A 19,431-nucleotide genomic window follows, 5' to 3' on the forward strand; every position below is an offset into this window, starting at 1 on the left:
GACTCAAGAGGGTAACGGCAGATTGCGCCGACGGATGTAACAGTGATGGCGGAACGGATATGAGACTGCGGTACGGTTCTCTGGCGCCGGAGCCCAAACATCGCTTGTAAATCGGGAGGCATGCATGTCAGCAAGTATGAAGAAGAAAAAGCTCATCATTGTCGGTGATTCGGCGTTTGCCGAAATCGCACGCGAATATTTCGATGTCGATACGGACTATCAGGTGGTAGCATTTGCGGTGGAAGAGGCATACTTGAAGCAAAACGAATTGCACGGGTTGCCGGTCGTGGCGTTCGAGCGGCTTCCTGCGCTCTATGCCCCGCAGGAGCATGACGTTTTTGCCGCTGTCACCTACACCGGTCTGAACCGCTTGCGGGAGCGTTTCGTCCGCGAAGCGAAAACGAAGGGGTACCGGCTGGCCTCCTACGTCAGCCCCCGTGCGTTTGTGTGGCGCAATGTACGTATTGGCGAGCATGTGTTCATCTTCGAAGACAACACGGTTCAGCCATTTGTCGAACTCGGCAACAATGTTGTGTTGTGGAGCGGGAATCATGTAGGACATCATAGTAAGCTGAGAGATAACATCTTTGTTTCGTCCCAAGTTGTCATCTCGGGTTATTGCGACATCGGGGAAAATTCTTTCCTAGGCGTCAATGCGTCCATTGCGAACAATGTGACGGTTGCCAGGGACAACTGGGTCGGCCCCGGTGTAACCTTGATGAGGGATACCGAACCCGGAAACCTGTTCAAGGCTGAGCAGTTCGAACCCGCCAAAGTGTCAGCGACACGCTTTTTTAAAGTGCAATGAAGTGGTTGAAACATGGCGTGGTGTGGAAGCCGTCGGGCATCCAATGGTGGGCGCGCAGTCACGCTACATGCCCAACACCTATCTGGCTCGACAATGAAACGCTGCGGGTTTACGTGCAATGTCGCGACGAGAAAAACGTCGGGCGCATCGGTTTCGTCGATCTCGATCCAGTCGACCCGCGCAAGGTGATTCGAGAAAGCCAGGCGCCCGTGTTCGACATCGGCCTGCCCGGCGCGTTCGATGACAACGGTGTGTTTCCAACTTCCGTGGTTCGCGTCGCCGACGGTAGCCTCTACATGTACTATGTCGGCTTTGAGCTTTGCCATCGAATCCGCTATCGTCTTCTGACGGGGCTGGCCATCAGCACAGACAACGGCAACACGTTTCGGCGCGCTCAGGCCACGCCTGTGCTGGAACGCAGTTCGGATGAGCAATTCTTTCGCTGTGGTCCCTGGGTCGAACAGGACGGTCAACGCTTTCGCATGTGGTACATCGCGGGAAATGAATGGGAGACAATCGACGGCAAACCGATGCCCATTTATGACATTCGCTACGCAGAATCCGACGACGGGGTGCATTGGCCGGCTAAGGGGCATATCGTGATGCCGCTGGAATCGGAGAACGAGCATGGCTTCGGACGACCGGTTGTCAGAAGGCGCCGCGACGAATATCGGATGTTTTACTCCATACGCAGGCGCAATCCTGCGCGCTATCGGCTCGGATACGCAAAATCTCGCGACGGCCAGACTTGGCAGCGGCTTGACGGCGAAATGGGGCTGGACGTCACCGCCGGCTCATGGGACGGAGAAGCCATTTCGTATGGCGTTGACGTCGACGCCGGCGGTCGGACGTGGCTGCTATACAACGGCGATGATTTCGGCGTTACGGGTTTTGGCATCGCGGAGCTTCTCCAGGCATGATGCGGGCGCGCTTTTTTGACGCCGGGGATGCAATTCGCTGGGACAGTTTCTGTCACGGCGCACATGGCGCCACGTTTCTGCATTCGCGCGCTTTCCTGTCATATCACGGCAATCGCTTCGTTGACCGATCTGTCGTGGTCGAGCGGCACGACGAATGGCTGGGCGTCATTCCTGCCGCCGAGCATCCTGGCGATCCATCCACCGTCGTCTCCCACCCCGGTGCAACCTATGGCGGCATGGTGCATCATGGGCGATTGCGGGGAGGTCGAATGCTGCAGGCATTGAATTCGGCATTGGCACTATGGGCGTCCGCTGGCTATGAACGCCTGCAGTACAAAGCTGTTCCGTACATCTATCAGATATCCCCCGCCCAAGAGGATCTTTACGCGCTCTTTCGTGCGGGAGCTGCCCGTTATCGTTCAGACCTTTCCAGTTGCATTGACCTGCAGTATCGCCTGCCAGTCAGCGAACGCCGAAAACGCGGAAGAAAGAAAGCGTTGCGAGCATGCGTGCAACTCACGCAAGGAACAGACCACCTTGCGGCGTTATGGCCGGTGCTTGCCGATAACCTCGAGCGGAATCATGATGCGGCTCCGGTTCACACGCTGGGCGAAATGTCGTTACTCGCAGCTCGCTTTCCCGAGCACATCGAGGTAATGACTGCGCAGGTGGACGGTAGCGTTGAAGCTGGCATCGTGCTTTTCCTTGGCCAGACAGTCGCGCACGCGCAGTACATTGCATCGAGCGAAGCCGGTTATGCGGTAAATGCGCTCGACCTCTTGTTCGACGGAGCCATCGAGCACAGCGTACGCTCAGGCAAGCGCTACTTCGATTTTGGCATCAGCACGGAAGAGCATGGGCGGATCCTGAATGAAGGCCTTGCGCAGTTCAAAAACGAGTTTGGCGCTGGCGGGATAGTATATGAACACTACGAGATGAATCTAAAAGAGGGTGGAAATGCCGCTTAATGATTGCCGCATGTTCGAATTGCCGAAGATCGCCGATCCCCGTGGCAATTTGACATTTGTCGAAGCGGGGAATCATGTCCCATTCGACATCAAACGCGTCTACTATCTGTATGACGTTCCAGGCGGCTCGGACCGAGGCTCGCACGCGCACAAGAATCTTCATCAGTTCGTGGTGGCGATGTCTGGTAGTTTCGATATCGTCCTTAACGACGGCGACCGGCAGCGGCGATTCCATCTGAACCGGTCGTACTTTGGGCTGTATATCTGCCCCATGACATGGCGCGCGCTCGACAACTTCTCATCGGGCAGCGTCTGCATGGTGCTGGCCTCAGCGCACTATGACGTCAACGACTACATTCGCGACTACGACGAATTTATCGCGCTCGCCCGTCGCAATTCGTCTGTGGTTGCCTAAAATTTGTGAGTCAGAACTGACCGGGAAAAATGCTGATAGAGTTTCTCAACCTTGGCCGGGTAAACGCTCGATATGAGCCGGCAATTCGCGACGCAATCGACCGTGTGCTGGGTTCGGGATATTATCTGCTGGGCGAGGAAGCCGCTGCGTTTGAACGGGAGTTCGCGTCCTACTGCGGGGTCAAGCATTGTATCGGCGTGGCCAACGGTCTGGATGCGCTGCACCTGATCTTGCGCGGCTATGACATCGGCGAGGGCCATGAAGTAATTGTGCCGGCCAATACTTTCATCGCTACGTGGCTCGCGGTAAGTCTCGTCGGTGCCCGGATTGTACCGATCGAACCTGATGGCTCTACCTGGAACATCGACCCGAAGCGGATCGAGGAAGTCATCACGCCGCGAACGCGCGCTATTATGCCCGTTCACCTCTATGGCTGTCCGGCAGATATGGATGCGGTCCGAGAAATCGCGCGGCGGCATCATCTTCGCGTAGTCGAGGACGCTGCACAGGCACATGGCGCCCGTTATCGGGGACGCAGGGCAGGAGGCCTCGGCGACGCAGCAGGCTTCAGCTTCTATCCAGGCAAGAACCTCGGGGCGCTGGGAGACGGCGGCGCGATCACGACGAGCGACGATGAACTGGCCGACAGGCTACGCAAGCTGCGCAACTATGGATCATCAATCAAATACCAGCACGATATCTTGGGCGTAAACTCGCGGTTAGATGAGATACAGTCGGCTGTCCTGCGCGTGAAGTTGGCGCATCTCGATGCGGAAAATGCGCGGCGAGCCGCCCTCGCGAATATCTATCGGGAAGCGCTTGCCGCTACCCCGGTCGAACTGATTCGGTTGTCTGACGAGATGGAATCCGTGTGGCATCTTTTTGTTGTGCGGACTCCCGAGCGCGACGCGCTGCGCGACTTCCTGACGTCGCGAGGGGTCGGTACACAGATTCACTATCCTGTACCTTGCCACCGCCAGGGCGCGTATGCTCATCAGGCTTGGCCTGATCTTCCCACAACAGATCGACTGCAGTCGCAGATTCTGAGCTTGCCGATGTCGCCATATCTGAGCGCGGATGATGCGGCGCATGTGGCAAGGCTTGTGGCGGAGTTTTTTAACCATCGATAAACGCGCTATGGTTCCAGCCGGAAGGTGAATCAGTCCGGGACTTTTTGAGGATTTCCTGCGCTGCGTCGCGCCGCTGCAACTGACGCCTGCGCAAGAGGCGGCTCAACTCTTGCCAATTTATAACGATATGACCGATGAAGAGTGCGATCTCATCGTCGCTGCCATACAGCACGTGCACCAATCAGCGCCTAGCCGCAACGCGAGCAGGTCTTAGGCACCAAAAAATATCGCATCAGAGAAATTTTCCTAGCGCTCGCCCGACACACCAATGGTCGTTGTAAATCTTGCCGGGCTCGGCCTGATGATAACTGGGTCGACAACGTTTCGTCGTGCAATGGCTCGCCGCCGCAAACGGCGGCAGGCTTCGGCCAAGCGAACCGTGTTGCGGTCGCTCATTCTTAGCTGGAGAGACTGCGACCCGGGCAAACTGCTTCAATGGCTCGATGCTCACAGCTACCAGGTCCTCGACGCCGGGATCAACCTCCTTGCCATCCATAAGGGGGACAAGGCACTCGCTGAACTCGCGCCGGCAAGCCAGTCGGCGGTGCAGCCCGTACCGTAAGCCCCGCCGCTCAAGGCAGGAGTTCGGGCGGCGCCGAGCGGTCCAGCACGTCGCCCTTCGCGCCCTCAAGCAGATCGATCCCGTAGGTTTCGACTACGAGCGGCCCGCGCTTGCGCTGCAGCTCGGCGACGCGGCTCACCTGCGCGAAGAGGTCGTTGAGAGCGGGATGACCGTCACCACGCAGCTCATCGACATAGATCAGCTTCCCCGCGAGTAGCTTCGGATCGGGCTCGGGCATGTTGACCCAGCGGATGCGCTGGTTCTGCTGCACCACGCAGGTGCCGCGCGGCAGGTAGAAAGCGAGCCAGCCCGTGGTGCCGTAATCCGGCGCAAGCACGCAAGTCGCGCCATTGCGCACGCGCACGGCTTCGATTCCCGCGGCAAGCTCGCGCCAGCCGACGCCGACGCTGCGCACCGTGGCATCGCGGCGATAGCCGGACAACAGGCCCGTGTTGGCCTGCAGGATCAGGGCGGCGAACATCACGACGCCGGTGGGCGCGGCCCAGCGCAGGCAAAACTCCACCAGCAGTTGCGCACGCGGCTTCCACTGCACGAGGTTGGCGGCGGCGGCTGCGGCGACGACGAAGGGCGGATAGACCGGCGCGAACCAGTTCGCCTCGACGCGGGCGTGCAGCGAATGCCAGACGAAATACGCAACGATGGTCCAGAACAGCGTCTCGATCAGCAGGCGCGAGGCCAGCGCGCCCGCGCGGCGCCAGGTCAGCGCGTGCAGGCCCATGGCGCCGAGGATAAACACCAGCGGGGTCGCGAACGCGATCTGGGTCGGGACCAACTCGGCGATGAAGACGGGCCGGAAATCCTCGATTTTTGCGCGGCCGAGCTGCTTGGCGAACGAGACCCATTGATGATCCGCATTCCACAGGATCACCGGCGAGAACAATGCCAAGGCAACAAGCCCGCCGAGATAGGGCCAAGGCGACAGAAACCAGCGCCGCAGCTTCGGCACGGACGCAAGCCAGACCAGGATCGCTGCACCGAAGAACATCGCGGTGTATTTTGACAGCAGCGCCGCACCGACGGCCGCGCCGACCGCCAGCCACCAGACGCCGCGGCCGGTCTCCAGCACCTTGGCGAGGAAGAACATGACGAAGCTGGAGGCCACCAGCAACGGCGCATCCGGCGTCACGATCAGCGTGCCGACCGAGGCCATCATGGTGACGTTGAGCAGGATGGCGCTGGTGGCGGCGAGGCGCGCGCCGCCGAACAGGATCGCGGCGGAGCGATAGATCGCATAGCTCATCGGCAGCGCGAGCAGGATCGAGACGAGGCGGACACCGAGCTCGGTGTCGCCGGCGATCATGGTGCCGGCGCGGATGACGTAGGCGACCATCGGCGGGTGGTCGTAATAGCCACCCGCGAGGTTCTTCGACCACATCCAGTAATAGGCTTCGTCGAAGGTGATCGGCGTGAACGCGGCCGCGACCAGCCGCAACACGACCAGCGCAACGATCACCAGCGCGGTGTTGCGGACGATCCGCGCGTCAGCCCCGCCCATATTGCGCTATTTCTTGCGCCAGACGAACAGTCCGGACATCGCATAGTTCCACACCACGCCCATGAGCGCACCGGCCATGCCGGCCAGCCACCAGATCGGCTCCTGGTCGTAGACCGAGAAGGCGACGCCGACATTGGCGAGCAGACCGACGCTGCAGACGATGTAGAACGCGATCAAGCCGCGCAGCAGCGCAAAACCCTTCAGCCGCTGGTCGCGGTAGGTGAGGAAGTTGTTGAGGATGAAGTTGCTGGTCATGGCGACGATGGCGCCAGCGGCCTGCGCTTCCGCGAACGGCGCCTTGAACAGCTGCAGCGCGATGAACAGCGTGGTGAGGTGCACCACGAGGCCGATACCGCCGACCATCGCGAACAGGATGAAGCGCAGCGAGACGATGTCGTTGCTGAGCTTGGCCAGGACCAGGCCGAGGAAATCAAGTGCGACCATGGAATCGAGCTTGCTTTCGCCGTGTTGGCGGGCACCGAACGTGTAGGGAATCTCGACCGCCCGCAACGAGCCATGCGCGGTCGCAACGAGATCGAGCAGGATCTTGAAGCCGTGCACCGACAATTTTGGGGCAAGCTGCTCGAAATGGTCGCGGCGCACCATGAAGAAGCCGCTCATGGGATCGGCGATCTCGACCCGCAGCATCTTCTTGGCAACCTCGGTCGCCAGCGCACTGGCGCCGGCCCGCTGCTTGTTGAAGCCCTCGCTCTTGTAGCCCTCGATGTAGCGGCTGCCGACCACCAGATCGGCCTGGTCGCTGGCGAGCAGCAACAGCATCTTCGGCAGCTGCGTCTCGTCGTGCTGGAGATCGGCATCGATCACGGCCACAAAGGGCGCGCTCGAGGCCAGGATGCCTTCGATACAGGCGCCCGACAGGCCACGGCGGCCGATGCGACGGACACAGCGCACGCGGCTGTCCTGCTGCGCCAGCGCGCGCACGACGTCCCAGGTCCCGTCGGGCGAATTGTCGTCGACGAACACGACCTCCCAAGCGACGTTGGCGAGGGTCGCCTGCAGCCGCCGGTACAGCACCGTGACGTTGTCGCGCTCATTGAAGGTCGGGACGATGACCGACAGTTCCGGTCCCTCTTGGGTCTGGCTGTCGGCGCCCGGTCGGATCGCTTCATTCATGACGGCAGCGTATATCCGCCGCATCCTGCGCTGCCAAGTTCTTGAGCTACGAAGCCGGGGTTTCTGTGGGGAACGGCCCAAAAGGGGTCCCAAAATGCCAACGACCCCGGAACGGCGGACCGCGCGTACATCCGGCGCAGGCCAAGCTATTCCAAGGTCGTCCCAGCGCCGGAGTTTTCGCTCAACGTCGCCGTTGCAAGCTAGATGGGGATGGCAAAACCGCTTTGCAAGGGGCCCCAACGGCCTTTTTGGCCCCCAGTTGCTAGTTCGGGACTTCCTTGATGACCGGGCCGCGCGGCACGGGCGCTGCGGGGGCCACGGGTGCAGCGGCCGGGGGCTCGACCTTGACCGGCTTGGGCGGCTTGCCATACTGGCCGATCGGCCCGAGGACGACGGCAGCCGCCAGCACGACCGCCGCGACGATCGCGCCCAGAATGCCACCTACCGACTCAGACGACATGAAAGCCCATCCCTGTTCCCGACGGCCAGTGATACCACGGATGAACACGGGGCCGGAAGGGCTCCCGGAGGGCATGGGCGAATGCGCTACTTCTGCGGCGGCCGGTGCTTGACGAAGGCCGTCACGATGTCCTTCTGCGCCGACTCGACCGCCCTGTTCGCGGTCGCGAGATGGGCGCCTGCATCGATGTTGGGATATTGCATGGTGAGATAGTCCAGCAGGGCCACCCGGTAATATTGCCGCTCCGATGGACAGGCGCCGGCGACCGAACGGCCGAAATCCTGTTCCGTCATGCCCTGATTGCTGTCGCGCGAATATTCCCGCGCCAGGCAATGCCAGTAATCGTCGCGGCCCTGCTGGGCGAGCTTCTGCGCCCCCTTCGCATCGTCGTCATCCGCCATCGCAGCATGTGTCATGGCAGCAGATGTCATCATGACGAGCGCGGCCCCCACCATCAGCATCCGCATCTTGTTCTCCTTCTTTGCGGCTCCCGTCGCAAAGCTTAGACGGGACCGGCCAACTGGCCAATCACATCTGATTTGATTAGGATGAGGTCCCTCCCCCGTCGATGCGAGATCCTCCCGTGGCCAAAGCAAAAACCGCGTCCAAAAAAACCGGCAACATCTTCATCGGCATCGGCGGCTGGACCTTCGAGCCCTGGCGCGGCGTGTTCTATCCCGAGAAGCTGACGCAGGCGAAGGAGCTGTCCTATGCCGCCTCGAAGCTGACCTCGATCGAGATCAACGGCACCTATTACGGCTCGCAGAAGCCGGAGAGTTTTCGCAAATGGGCCAGCGAAGTGCCCGACGGTTTCGTGTTCTCGGTCAAGGGACCGCGCTTCGCCACCAACCGCCGCGTGCTCGGCGAGGCCGGCGATTCCATCAAGCGGTTCTACGATTCCGGCGTGCTGGAGCTCGGCGACCGCCTCGGGCCGGTGCTGTGGCAGTTCGCGCCGACCAAAAAATTCGACGGCGCCGATTTCGGAGCCTTTCTCGAGCTGCTGCCGCGCAAGCTCGACGGACGCGCGCTGCGTCACGTCGTCGAGGTCCGCCACGACAGCTTTTGCACGCCCGATTTCGTCGCGCTGATCCGCGAGTTCGAGACGCCGGTCGTGTTCGCCGAGCACGGCAAATATCCGGCGATCGCCGATGTCGCGAGCGACTTCGTCTATGCCCGGCTGCAGAAGGGCAATGACGAGATCAAGACCTGCTATCCGCCCAAGCAGTTGGATGCCTGGGCCGGGCGTTTGCAGGCCTGGGCCGAGGGCAGCGAGCCCGACGATTTGCCGAAGGTCGACAAGGCCAAGCCGAAGAAGGAGCCGCGTGACGTGTTTGCCTACGTCATCCACGAGGGCAAGGTGCGTGCACCGCACGGCGCCATGGAACTGATCGCGCGGGTGAGCTGAGGATGGCGCATGGCCAAGGCGAAAAAGCTCTTCACCATCGGTTATGAGCAGACGCCGCCCAAGGCGGTGCTGGACGAGCTGGAGCAGGCCGGCGTCAAGCTCGTGGTCGACGTGCGCGCGGTAACGTCATCGCGGCGGCCGGGCTTTTCCAAGAAGCAGCTCGCCGCCGGGCTCGATGAGCGCGGCATCGCCTATGTCCATCTCGCCGCGCTCGGCACGCCGAAGGAGGGCCGCCTCGCGGCACGCAGCGGCCAGTATGATGTGCTGGAGAAGATCTTCTCGAAGCACCTCAAGACGCCGGAGGCGAGAGAACAGATGGACGAGCTTTCGGCACTGGTGACGAAGGCGGGCCCGGTCTGCCTGCTCTGCTACGAGCGCGACCACACCCATTGCCACCGCCAGATGATCGCGGAGATCATCGAGGAGCGCGATGGTGTGGCGGTGAAGAATCTTGCGGGGCGGCAGGTGTAGCTGCCGCCGCTCTGGGCGCCCGTCAGGTAAGACGAGGGTCTAACCGTAGTCGTCACCCTGAGGTGCCGTAGCGAAGCGAAGGCCTCGAAGGGCGACGGCGTGGCACTGACGTCGCAACACCTCGGCCGTGCATCCTTCGAGGCTCGCTTCGCGAGCACCTCAGGATGACGGATCTACGTGAGGTGTCTGTAGCCCGGATGGAGTAAAGCGCAATCCGGGACCTTCGTCCCTCGTAGGCAGCGCCCGGATTACGCTTCGCTTCATCCGGGCTACGAATATCTCCTACCCCTCCCCTGCCAACTTGAACGTCCCCTCCATCATCTGCACGCAAGCCCCGCCGACATGGGCGGAGACGACCTTGCCGTCCTGCTTGCGCACGCGGGTCGAGAGGATGCTCGGCCGGCCCATGTCATAGCCCTGGCCGACCGCGAGCTTCAACTCGCCGTCGCGCATGGGATCGAGATCGGCGAACAGTGCGGCGGCGGCGACGGTGGCGCTGCCGGTGGCGGGATCCTCGGTGAGGCCGCTGGCGCCACGCATGAACATGCGCGCCTGCCGCTCGCAGGGCGCCTCCGACGCAGGCACGTCGCGCGTATAGAACCACACCGAGCGGGCGCCGTCGCGCGGCAAGACCTTGCCGTAGGCCGCAGCATCTGGCCGTGCCCGCTTCAGCGCCTCACGCGAATGCAGCTCCATCACGAGAAATGCATTTCCGACGGTGACGACATGCGGTGCGTGGTTGTCGGTCTTGACGTCATCTGCGCTGAGCGAGATGCAGCTTGCGGCTTCAGCCGCCGACAGCGGCGCATGCCGCGCCAGCGGCTGCGGCGCGGTGAGCTCGGTTCTGATCACCCGGCCCTGCTCGCGCACGATCTCGACCGGGACGAGCCCGGCCTTCTCCTCGAACAGCAGGCGCGACTTCGGCTCCTTCGCCATCGAGGCCAGCACGAAGGCGGTGCCGACATTGGGATGGCCGGCAAAGGCGATCTCCAGCACCGGCGTGAAGATGCGCACCTCCGCGTCATTGGCCTGGTCGCGCGGCGGCAGCACGAAGGTCGTCTCGGAATAGTTGAACTCGGTGGCGATCGCCTGCATCTGCGCCGTCGACAGACCGCCAGCATCGAGCACTACGGCGAGCTGGTTGCCGCCGAACGGGCGGTCGGTGAACACGTCGACGGTGATGTAGCGGCGCCGCATCGCTCATTTCCTCTTCACGCACATCGCAGCCGCGATCGGCCGCGTCGCCGGCACTCTACAAGCCGGCGACATCGTCCGTCATGCCCCAAAATTCGGAGCAATCGGAGCAATCGCGGAAGACGATTCAGAAGCGGAAGAGTGGCCGCGGCGATGCCAGCACCTGCGCACGCTCGCGCGCGTTGGCGATCAGCGTGTCGAGAAATTGCCGGTTCTTGTCGTAGCCCTGCGACGCCTCGAACTGCGTGTGCGGCCAGTCGCTGCCCCACAACAGGCGATCCGGACCGTAAGCGTTGCGCAACAGTGGATAGGCCGCCTTCGCAAACTCTTCGCCGGCCGGACCGTTGCGGTATGGCGCCGAGATCTTGACCCAGACGTTTTTCGTTGCGCCGAGCTTCAGCACCGACTGGAAACCGGGATCGGCGACGCCGAGCCTTGGATCGGGCAGCGCATAGTGATCGAGCACGACCGTGACGCCGTGATCGAGCAGTTGCGGCGTGAGCACGGCGAGGTCGGCGGCATTGCGCTGGATTTCGACCTGCCAGCCCATGGCCTTCACGTTTCCGAGCAGCGCCTTCCATTCGGCGGCAGCAAGATCGGGCAAGGGCTGGCCGACGAGATTGAGGCGAACGCCGACCACGCCGGCATGGTCGAGCGCGCGCAGCTCGTCCGCGGAGACAGCGGGATCGACCACGGCAATGCCGCGCAGGCGCCCACTCGCCTGCTTCAGGCATTCGATCAGGTAGGAATTGTCGGTGCCGAGAAAGCTCGGCTGCACCAGCACGCCGTTGGTCATGCCGGTGCGGTCGAGCTGCTCCAGGTAGAGCGCCAGCGGCGCGTCGTAGTCAGGCGCATAGCGCCGGCCCGGCGCGAGCTTTAACCCGCGGTGGAAGACATGGGCGTGGGTGTCGATAACAGGCAAGGCCGGCTCACTCCTGACTGTGGTTGCGGCCAGTGTGGCGAACGACGCGAGGCCCGCGCTGAACCGGCGGCGCGTGAGGCTGCGCTGGGCGAATGTCATGGCGCTTGCTCCCCATCCCGCGTCAGGCGCGCGTCGCGGCGGTCTGTTCAAAGACCTTGCCGCGGGTTTCGGGCAGCATCAGCACCGCGATCAGCACCAGCGAATAGGCAAAGGCGGCATCGATTCCGATCGCCGGCCCAAGCCCGATATGGTCGCTGAGATAGCCGACCAGGAAGGGAAACGCGGCGGAGACGATGCGGCCGAAATTGTAGCAGAAGCCGACACCGGTGCCGCGCACGCCGGCCGGATAAAGCTCGCTGAACAGCGCCGCCATGCTGGCGGGAATGCCGGCCGAGAAGAAGCCGAGCGGAAAGCCGAGCACCAGCATCTCGCCATTGGTCAGCGGCGCGAAGATGTAGATCAGCACGGTGATGATGCAGGCGCTGGCGAAGAAGGCGACGTTGGCACGGCGACCGATGCGGTCGCTGATGATGCCGCTCGCGACGCAGCCGCAGAAGAACGCCACGATGATCACGGCGAGATAGCCGCTCGAGCCCAGCACCGAGAGGTGCCGCACCTCGCGCAAATATGTCGGCAGGAAGGTGGTGAGCGCGGCATAGCCGCCATGGGCGCCGATGCCGAACAGGCCGCCGATCAGCGTGGAGCGCAGCACGTCGCGGTGGAAAATGCCGGAGAGCGTGGCGAGGAACGGCGTCTTCTCGGCGGCCACGGCCCGCGGCGGCTCCTTCAGGCCGCGGCGGATGAAGATGATGAGCAGCGCAGGCAATAGCCCGAGCGCGAACAGCAGCCGCCAGGCGATGTCGGCCGGCGCATACGTGAACACCAGCGCCGAGAGCAGCACGGCGGCGCCCCACCCGACCGCCCAGGCGCTCTGCACCGAGCCGAGCGCCTTGCCGCGATGCTCGGGGCGGATGATCTCGGCCATCAGCACGGCGCCGCAGGCCCATTCGGCCCCGAAGCCGAGGCCCTGGATTGCCTTGAGGATCAGGAGCTGGGTGTAGGTCATCGCGAAGGCGCAGGCGAAGGTCGCGAGCGCAAAGGTGGCCACCGTGATCTGCAGCGCCTTGACGCGGCCAAAGCGATCGCCGAGCGCGCCGCCGAGCCAGCCGCCGAACGCGCCGAAGAACAGCGTGATCGAGCCGAGCAGGCCGGCATCGGCCTTGCTGATGCCGAACGCCGCGATCAGCGCGGGAATGGCGAGGCCGAACATCTGCACATCGAGCGCATCCAGCGCCCAGCCGCCAAAGCTTGCCCAGAACGTGCGCCGCTCCAGCGGCGAGCTTTCGCTGTACCAGTTCGACATGTTTCCTACCCCTGTATTCGTTGTTGCTTGATGTCGTTGAAGTCCGCGCTCACCTGATCTCGGCGTGATAGCGGAAGCGGTCGGCCGGCCCGCGCGAGCGGCGCCATTCGATCGGCCGCCGCTCGAGGTCGAGCGCGAGACGCTCGATCACGATCAGCGGCGCGTGGGCCTCGAGCCTGAGCAGGCGCGCCTGCATCTCATTGGCCGTCTCGACCGTCAGGATTTCCTCGGCGGAGACCACGACCTCGCCGCAGCGCTCCTCGTAGAGCGGATACAGCAGGTCGCCGAACTCGGCGGTGTCGATCTCGAGGATCTTCGCGAAGCGCGATTGTTGCAGCCAGATCTCTTCGGCGAGTAGCGGAACGTCGTCGATCAGGCGCAGGCGCGACAGGCTGATCACGGGTTCGCCGACGGGGATCCGCAGTGCGGAGGCGACGGCTGATGTCGCCGGCACGCTTCTGCGGCGGATGATGCGGCTCTTTGGCACCCGTCGCTCGCCGCTCTCGGACTGGAAACGGAAGAAGCGGAACAGCGAGGAGTTGAAGCGCGCGCGGCGCACGAAGGTGCCGCGGCCCTGCTGGCGTTCCAGCACATTGTCGCTGACGAGCTGGTCAATTGCCTTGCGCACGGTGCCGATGGCGACGCCGTAGTGCGCACTGAGCTCGGCCTCCGACGGGATCGGCTCGCCCGGCCGCCACTCATTGCGGTTGATCCGCGCGGCGAGGTCGTCGCGCAGGCGCTGGTAGCGAGGTAGACGGTCGTCGAGCGGTGCTGCATTCATATAGTCATATAGATGACTAGATGAGAGGCGAGTCAAGCACTATCCAGATACCGCAACCAAGTCCGAGGCCTGCCGTCAGGCGCGTGGCCGGACTGGCGCAGCTTCGCCAGTCCGGCTCCGCGACGTCGGCGTCAGTTGGTCGTGGACTTGGGCAGGCAAGGCGGCTCCTTGTAGGGCGCCGACGCGTACGCGCCCTCCGCAGGAGCCCTGACGCAATCTGCGGTCGCGTGGGTCGCGGTGCGCCGCGGGGCGACGTCGCGCGCGGCTGCGGCCTGGGTTTGATAGAGGGCGGCGGCAATCAGGGCGGCCGAGACAAGGCTCAATCGGGTCATTGGTTTTCTCCGCATGACAAACGGAAGACCGATGTTTCGGCTTCCAGAGTGCAGGAGCGGAGAGCACGGCGCGATATTTCATCACGCGCCTTCAACGAAACGCGAGCTTCGGCGGAAAGCCCCCTACCCGAGTTGAAACACCGGCACCTTCTGATCGTAGCCGCGCACCTCGACCTCGCCGAGCGCGACGGCATCGCGGCCGTCGTCGCCCAGCGCCTCGCGCACCGAGGCGGAGATCAGGAGCTGCGAGCCGAACTCCTTGTTCAGCGCCTCCAGGCGCGAGGCGAAGTTCACGGTGTCGCCGATGACAGTGTATTCCTTGCGCCGGGGCGAACCGATATTGCCGGCGACGACCTCGCCGAAATGGATGCCGATGCCGATCCTGAGCGGCCAGCTCGTCTGCGCGTTGATGCGGTCCATCGCGGTCAGCATCTCGCGGCCCGCGGCGACCGCGCGATGCGCGGCGTCGGAGGCCTCCAGCGGCGCGCCGAACAGCGCGAGAAAGCCGTCGCCCAGAAACTTGTTCACGATGCCGCCCTGGCGATCGAGGATGTCGACCAGCACGGCAAAGGCGCCGTCGAGCCGGTCCACGACCTCTTGCGGCGTGCGCGTCTGAGCGCCCGCGGTAAAGCCGCGGAAATCGACGAACATCACGGCGACGCGGCGGACATCGCCGCCCACGCTGGTGCCCGCCGCCATCAGCTGCTCCACCACCTGCGGCGAGACGTGCTGGCCGAACAAATTGGTCACCCGGTCGCGCGCGGTGGCGGCCGCGATGCTCGCGGCAAATTGGCGGCGGAGCTGCGCGCCGACGGAGCCGGCGAGCACGCCGCAGACCAGGATGATGACGCTGCGCACCGCGTGGAAATAGGTCTGCGGCTCGCCGATGCCGCTGGAGGGATCGTAAATCAGCGCGACCACAAAGAGCTGCGTGGCGGCGACCAGACCTGTGAAGGTCGACAGCCAGAAATCGAGCCGCAGGGTCGAGAGGATGACGAAGATGAAATAGATCAGCGGCACCGCGAAGCCGAGCGCCGCGCTGGCGCCCATGGTGCGGATCTGCAGGATGAGCATCACGGTAGGCAGCGAAGTCTCGATCAGCGCGCCGATATAGCGACGGACCACCGGCACATCGCGGCCCAGCCGGAGGTTTTTCCGGATCTGGGTGTGGATCCAGACCTCGAGCAGGATGAAGCCGACCAGAAGGCCATAGACCTCGACGAGCCCTTGCGTCCCACGCCAGACCCGGTTCACGACGGTGGGGTCGATCAGGTGGATCGCAGTCAGGAACAGCGTCATGACGCAGCCGGTCATGATCAGCGCGCGCACCCGCAGCAACTCGCTACGCAGCACTTCTCGCGTCAGCTCGCGTTCGAAATCTTCCGAGAGCACGGCATGCTGCCGCGTCTTCCTGCTCGCAAACCTGGCCATTCGCCCCTCGATTCCGGGGCATTGTGCCTCAATCCAGCGTGCGGCGGAAGCGCGTCACGGCGATGGTCATGGCGACCAGCATCAGGATCGCCAGCGCCAGCGCATCGAAGCGCAGATTCTGCATGGTCGCGCCCTTCAGCATGATGGCGCGGACGATCCGCAGATAATGCGTCAGCGGCAGGGCCTCGCCGACATATTGCGCCCAGGCCGGCATGCCTGCGAACGGGAACATGAAGCCGGACAGCAGGATGCTCGGCAGGAAGAACATCATCGACATCTGCATGGCCTGGAGCTGGTTCTGCACCAATGTCGAGATGGTGTAGCCGATCGACAGATTGGTGGTGATGAACAGTGTCGAGAGCAGCGCCAGCAGGAACAGGTTTCCGAGCACGGGCACGCCAAACAAGAATACGCCGATGCCGATGATCAGGAAGGCCTGGACGAAGCCGACCAGCACGTAAGGGATGATCTTGCCGAACATCACCTCGACCGGCTTGATCGGCATCGACAGCAGGGCCTCCATGGTGCCGCGCTCGACCTCGCGCGTGACCGAGAGAGCGGTGAAGATCAGCATGGTCATGGTGAGGATGGTGCCGACCAGGCCCGGCACGATGTTGAGGCTGGAGTTCGCGGCCGGATTGTAGCGGGCATGCGCGCGTATCTCGAACGGCATCTCCGGGGGATCGCCGATGTAGAGATCGTGCGCGAGCGCGGTCTGCACGACCATGCCGAGCGAGCCGAGTGCGGCGCTTGCCGCGACGGGATCGGTGGCATCGGCCGCGACCAGCAGCGCCGGCCTGTCGCCGCGCCGCACCGCCCGCTCGAAGCCGCGCGGGATCTCGACGCCGAACAGCACCCTGCCGGATTTCAGCAAATTGTCGAAATCGTCGACGTCGTGCACCTCGTAGAGGAAGCGGAAATATTTGGTGTTCTCCAGCGCCTTCAGCACCGAACGGGCGAGATCGGAGTCTTCCTGGAGCAGCACCGCGCTCGGCAGGTTGTGCGGTGTGGTGTTGATGGCATAGCCGAACAGCAAGAGCTGCATCACCGGCAGCATCACGATCATCGCGAACGAGACGCGGTCGCGCTTGAGCTGGATGAACTCCTTGATCAGCATAGCATAGGAGCGCTTCAAGAAGCCGAAGCGTTCGCGGATCTCGTGCACAGGCGCGGCGGGACGATCGACGGCGCTCATTGGAAATTATCCTTGGAACGGCTCATCAGCTCGATGAACACGTCTTCCAGCGACGGCGAGGATTTATGCCAGTGCAGGTCGCTCTTGTCGCGCCAGGGTGCAATGCTGGCTTCGAGCGCGGAAACGTCGCGCCCGGACACGTGCAAGGAGGTGCCGAACGGCGCCACCATGTCCACGCCGGGCTTGCCGGTGAGCGCCGCCGTGAGCTCGTTCAAGTCATCGCCTGTTACCGTGTAGGTCGACAGCGCGGAACCCGCGATCACCTCCTCTACCGTGCCGTGCGTCAGCAGATGGCCGTAGGCGATGTAAGCAATCTCGTGGCAGCGCTCGGCCTCATCCATGTAATGGGTCGAGACCAGCACGGTGAGGCCCTCGGCGGCGAGTGCGTGGATCTCGTTCCAGAAATCGCGCCGTGCCTTGGGATCGACGCCGGCGGTCGGCTCGTCGAGCAAAAGCAGTTTGGGGCTGGGCAACGTGCAGGCACCCAGCGCCAGCCGCTGCTTCCATCCGCCGGAGAGCTCGCCCGCAAGCTGCTCCTCGCGGCCCGAGAGCCCGAGGCGCTTGATCATGTCATGCGCGGCCCCGCGCGCATCGGTGAGGCCATAGAGCCGCGCCACGAATTCCAGGTTCTCGCGAACCGAGAGATCCTGATAGAGGCTGAAGCGCTGGGTCATGTAGCCGACCTGACGCTTGATCTTGTCGGCATCGCGCCGGATGTCGTAACCGAGGCAGGTGCCCTCGCCGCTGTCGGGCGTCAGCAGGCCGCAGAGAATGCGGATGGTGGTGGTCTTGCCCGAACCGTTCGGCCCGAGGAAGCCGTAGATCGAGCCGCGCTTCACCTGCATCGACAGATCGTGCACGACCTCGCGGCCGCCGAACGACTTCGTCAGGCCCTTGACGTCGATCGCAATGCCGTTGGCGCCGTTCATCGCTTGTCCGCCACCGGCGTTTTGGGATTGAGATAGATGTCGATCGGCTGTCCGACGCGTAGCGCGTCGGGGCGCGAGGGCCGCGCCTGGATGAGATAGACCAGCTTGTTGCGCTCTTCGAGGCTGTAGATCACGGGCGGGGTGTATTCAGCCGAGGTCGCGATGAAGTAGATCTTCGCGGTAAGATCGGCGGCGCAATTGTCGCAGGCGACGCGCACCGTGTCGCCGATCGCAAGCTTCGGCAGCTCGCTCTCCGGCACGAAGAAGCGCAGCTTCATATTGCCGGGTGGCATGATCGACAGCACCGGCCGCTGCGCGGCCACCATCTCGCCCTCGCGGAAATAGATCTGCTGGATGGTGCCTGCGACGGGCGCAAAGCCCTTGCGCCGCGCCATCCGCGTCTCCGATGTCGCCACCCGCGCTTCGGCGACGCGCAACGCCGACACGGCGGAGTCGAGATTGGCCTGCGTGCCCGAGCCGGTCTTGCTCAGCGAAGATGCGCGGTCATAGGTCTGCTGCGCATTCGCCAGCGTCGCCTTGTTCTGGTTGAGATCGGCGAGCTGGAGATCGTCGTCGACGTAATAGAGCAGATCGCCGACCTTGACCTCGTCGCCCTCGCGCACGTTGAGCTTCGTCACGCGCCCCGCTTCGTCTGGGCTGACATAGATCATGTCGGCCTCGACCCAACCCTGGAAACCAGGCTCACGCTTCTCCTTGCAGCCGGCAAGGCCGGTTGCGAGCGCGACGGCCAATGCCAATGCGAAAATTGTTCGCGACGACCTCATGTCGTCCTCCGTTCGCCAAAAATCAAATCGAGATGAACGCGCAGCATATCGTGCGCATCGAGCGGCGCGTGCCGCGCAAACAGGCTTTGCCAGATCACCGCGATCATCGCGGGCGCGACCAGGATCTGCGGATAGCGCGCAAGATCCTTCTCGCGGATCTCGCCGCGGGCGATGCCGAGCTCGATCAGCGCACGCATTCCGGCGATGCCGCGCGAGACGACCTCGCGGTAATAGAAATCGGCGACGGAGGGAAAGCGCGGCCCCTCCGCCACGATCAGGCGGACGAGATCGCCGCGCCTGGTGCCGATGACCTCTTTCAGGAAGTTGCCGGCGAAGGCCTCGATGAGGTCGCGCACCGATCCGGTCGGCGGCGGCAGCGCATTCAGCTTCGCCACCACAGGCACGATCACCGTGCGCACCAACTCCTCGAACATCGATTCCTTGTCCTTGAAGTGCAGGTAGATCGTGCCCTTCGCGACACCGGCACGCTTGGCAATGTCGTCGAGCCGCGTCGCGGCGAAGCCGCGCGCGATGAACTCTTCCATCGCGGCGTCCACGATTGCCGCACGCCGCTCCGCCGTGCGCGCGGCGCGGTTCGACGTCGGCGCCTCATCACTGCTCGCCGGCCCCGTCGCATTGGCGCGGGCTGCGGACGGCGAGGCAGCTTTGGTCGGCTTCTTTGTCATGCTCAATTTATGACTGACTGGTCA

21 protein-coding genes are annotated in these 19,431 nt (G+C 63.4%); 7 read left to right on the top strand and 14 right to left on the bottom strand.

The features are described from left to right. The first annotated feature begins 124 nt into the window (after positions 1 to 124). From RAD16_RS30400 to RAD16_RS30420, 5 genes are read left to right on the top strand one after another with little or no spacing between them, the layout of a single operon-like run. A complete protein-coding gene (locus tag RAD16_RS30400) occupies positions 125 to 808 on the top strand; it encodes an acetyltransferase (protein WP_326904701.1) in 684 nt (227 codons plus the stop codon). Then, complete coding sequence (locus tag RAD16_RS30405) at positions 805 to 1,728, top strand: glucosyl hydrolase (protein ID WP_458161510.1); 924 nt, start codon at positions 805 to 807, stop codon at positions 1,726 to 1,728. The genes RAD16_RS30400 and RAD16_RS30405 overlap by 4 nt, the downstream gene beginning before the upstream one ends. Continuing rightward, entirely contained in the window at positions 1,725 to 2,696 is a 972-nt protein-coding gene (locus RAD16_RS30410; RefSeq protein ID WP_458161511.1) for a GNAT family N-acetyltransferase, read from the top strand. The genes RAD16_RS30405 and RAD16_RS30410 overlap by 4 nt, the downstream gene beginning before the upstream one ends. Positions 2,697 to 2,706: 10 nt before the next feature. After that, positions 2,707 to 3,111 (top strand): sugar 3,4-ketoisomerase, encoded by a 405-nt coding sequence (locus tag RAD16_RS30415; protein ID WP_458161512.1) that lies wholly within the window; start codon positions 2,707 to 2,709, stop codon positions 3,109 to 3,111. 29 nt (positions 3,112 to 3,140) lie between these two features. Then, positions 3,141 to 4,241, top strand: coding sequence for a DegT/DnrJ/EryC1/StrS family aminotransferase (locus RAD16_RS30420; RefSeq protein ID WP_458161513.1), 1,101 nt, complete (start codon positions 3,141 to 3,143; stop codon positions 4,239 to 4,241). A gap of 572 nt (positions 4,242 to 4,813) precedes the next feature. Here the strand turns inward: RAD16_RS30420 and RAD16_RS30425 are convergent. From RAD16_RS30425 to RAD16_RS30440, 4 genes are all read right to left on the bottom strand, one after another. Then, positions 4,814 to 6,319: a glycosyltransferase family 39 protein gene (locus RAD16_RS30425; RefSeq protein WP_458161514.1), complete on the bottom strand. Its 1,506-nt coding sequence runs from the start codon at positions 6,317 to 6,319 to the stop codon at positions 4,814 to 4,816. A gap of 6 nt (positions 6,320 to 6,325) precedes the next feature. Beyond that, positions 6,326 to 7,453 (bottom strand): glycosyltransferase family 2 protein, encoded by a 1,128-nt coding sequence (locus tag RAD16_RS30430; RefSeq protein WP_458161515.1) that lies wholly within the window; start codon positions 7,451 to 7,453, stop codon positions 6,326 to 6,328. Between the two features lie 262 nt (positions 7,454 to 7,715). Next, the gene (locus RAD16_RS30435) at positions 7,716 to 7,913 is read right to left on the bottom strand and encodes a hypothetical protein (RefSeq protein ID WP_458161516.1); all 198 of its coding nucleotides are present in this window, start codon (positions 7,911 to 7,913) and stop codon (positions 7,716 to 7,718) included. 86 nt (positions 7,914 to 7,999) lie between these two features. Continuing rightward, positions 8,000 to 8,380 carry a hypothetical protein gene (locus RAD16_RS30440; protein ID WP_458161517.1) on the bottom strand — a complete coding sequence of 127 codons (381 nt, stop codon included), beginning with the start codon at positions 8,378 to 8,380 and terminating at the stop codon, positions 8,000 to 8,002. Positions 8,381 to 8,481: 101 nt separating this feature from the next. Between RAD16_RS30440 and RAD16_RS30445 the strand changes: the two genes are divergently transcribed. Beyond that, on the top strand, positions 8,482 to 9,318 hold the full coding sequence (locus tag RAD16_RS30445) for a DUF72 domain-containing protein (protein WP_458161518.1): 837 nt from the start codon (positions 8,482 to 8,484) through the stop codon (positions 9,316 to 9,318). Positions 9,319 to 9,327: 9 nt separating this feature from the next. Next, entirely contained in the window at positions 9,328 to 9,789 is a 462-nt protein-coding gene (locus RAD16_RS30450) for a DUF488 domain-containing protein (protein ID WP_458161519.1), read from the top strand. A 282-nt stretch (positions 9,790 to 10,071) separates the two neighbouring features. On the opposite strand, the gene RAD16_RS30455 is transcribed toward RAD16_RS30450, so the two are convergent. From RAD16_RS30455 to RAD16_RS30500, 10 genes are all read right to left on the bottom strand, one after another. Continuing rightward, a complete protein-coding gene (locus RAD16_RS30455; RefSeq protein WP_458161520.1) occupies positions 10,072 to 10,986 on the bottom strand; it encodes a PhzF family phenazine biosynthesis protein in 915 nt (304 codons plus the stop codon). Positions 10,987 to 11,110: 124 nt separating this feature from the next. Further along, positions 11,111 to 12,004: an amidohydrolase family protein gene (locus RAD16_RS30460; RefSeq protein WP_458161521.1), complete on the bottom strand. Its 894-nt coding sequence runs from the start codon at positions 12,002 to 12,004 to the stop codon at positions 11,111 to 11,113. Positions 12,005 to 12,026: 22 nt separating this feature from the next. Continuing rightward, positions 12,027 to 13,268 (bottom strand): MFS transporter, encoded by a 1,242-nt coding sequence (locus RAD16_RS30465; RefSeq protein WP_326904686.1) that lies wholly within the window; start codon positions 13,266 to 13,268, stop codon positions 12,027 to 12,029. A gap of 49 nt (positions 13,269 to 13,317) precedes the next feature. Beyond that, entirely contained in the window at positions 13,318 to 14,049 is a 732-nt protein-coding gene (locus tag RAD16_RS30470; RefSeq protein WP_458161522.1) for a GntR family transcriptional regulator, read from the bottom strand. A gap of 131 nt (positions 14,050 to 14,180) precedes the next feature. Beyond that, a complete protein-coding gene (locus RAD16_RS30475; protein ID WP_458161523.1) occupies positions 14,181 to 14,381 on the bottom strand; it encodes a hypothetical protein in 201 nt (66 codons plus the stop codon). A gap of 123 nt (positions 14,382 to 14,504) precedes the next feature. Beyond that, positions 14,505 to 15,812 (bottom strand): adenylate/guanylate cyclase domain-containing protein, encoded by a 1,308-nt coding sequence (locus tag RAD16_RS30480; protein ID WP_458161524.1) that lies wholly within the window; start codon positions 15,810 to 15,812, stop codon positions 14,505 to 14,507. A gap of 28 nt (positions 15,813 to 15,840) precedes the next feature. Beyond that, a complete protein-coding gene (locus RAD16_RS30485) occupies positions 15,841 to 17,007 on the bottom strand; it encodes an ABC transporter permease (protein WP_458161525.1) in 1,167 nt (388 codons plus the stop codon). After that, a complete protein-coding gene (locus RAD16_RS30490; RefSeq protein WP_458161526.1) occupies positions 17,004 to 17,936 on the bottom strand; it encodes an ABC transporter ATP-binding protein in 933 nt (310 codons plus the stop codon). Before RAD16_RS30490 ends, RAD16_RS30485 begins: the two co-directional genes overlap by 4 nt. Continuing rightward, a complete protein-coding gene (locus RAD16_RS30495) occupies positions 17,933 to 18,721 on the bottom strand; it encodes an HlyD family secretion protein (protein WP_458161527.1) in 789 nt (262 codons plus the stop codon). Before RAD16_RS30495 ends, RAD16_RS30490 begins: the two co-directional genes overlap by 4 nt. After that, on the bottom strand, positions 18,718 to 19,407 hold the full coding sequence (locus tag RAD16_RS30500) for a TetR/AcrR family transcriptional regulator (RefSeq protein ID WP_458161528.1): 690 nt from the start codon (positions 19,405 to 19,407) through the stop codon (positions 18,718 to 18,720). The genes RAD16_RS30495 and RAD16_RS30500 overlap by 4 nt, the downstream gene beginning before the upstream one ends. Positions 19,408 to 19,431: the final 24 nt, after the last annotated feature.

The organism is Bradyrhizobium sp. 18BD (assembly GCF_054185225.1).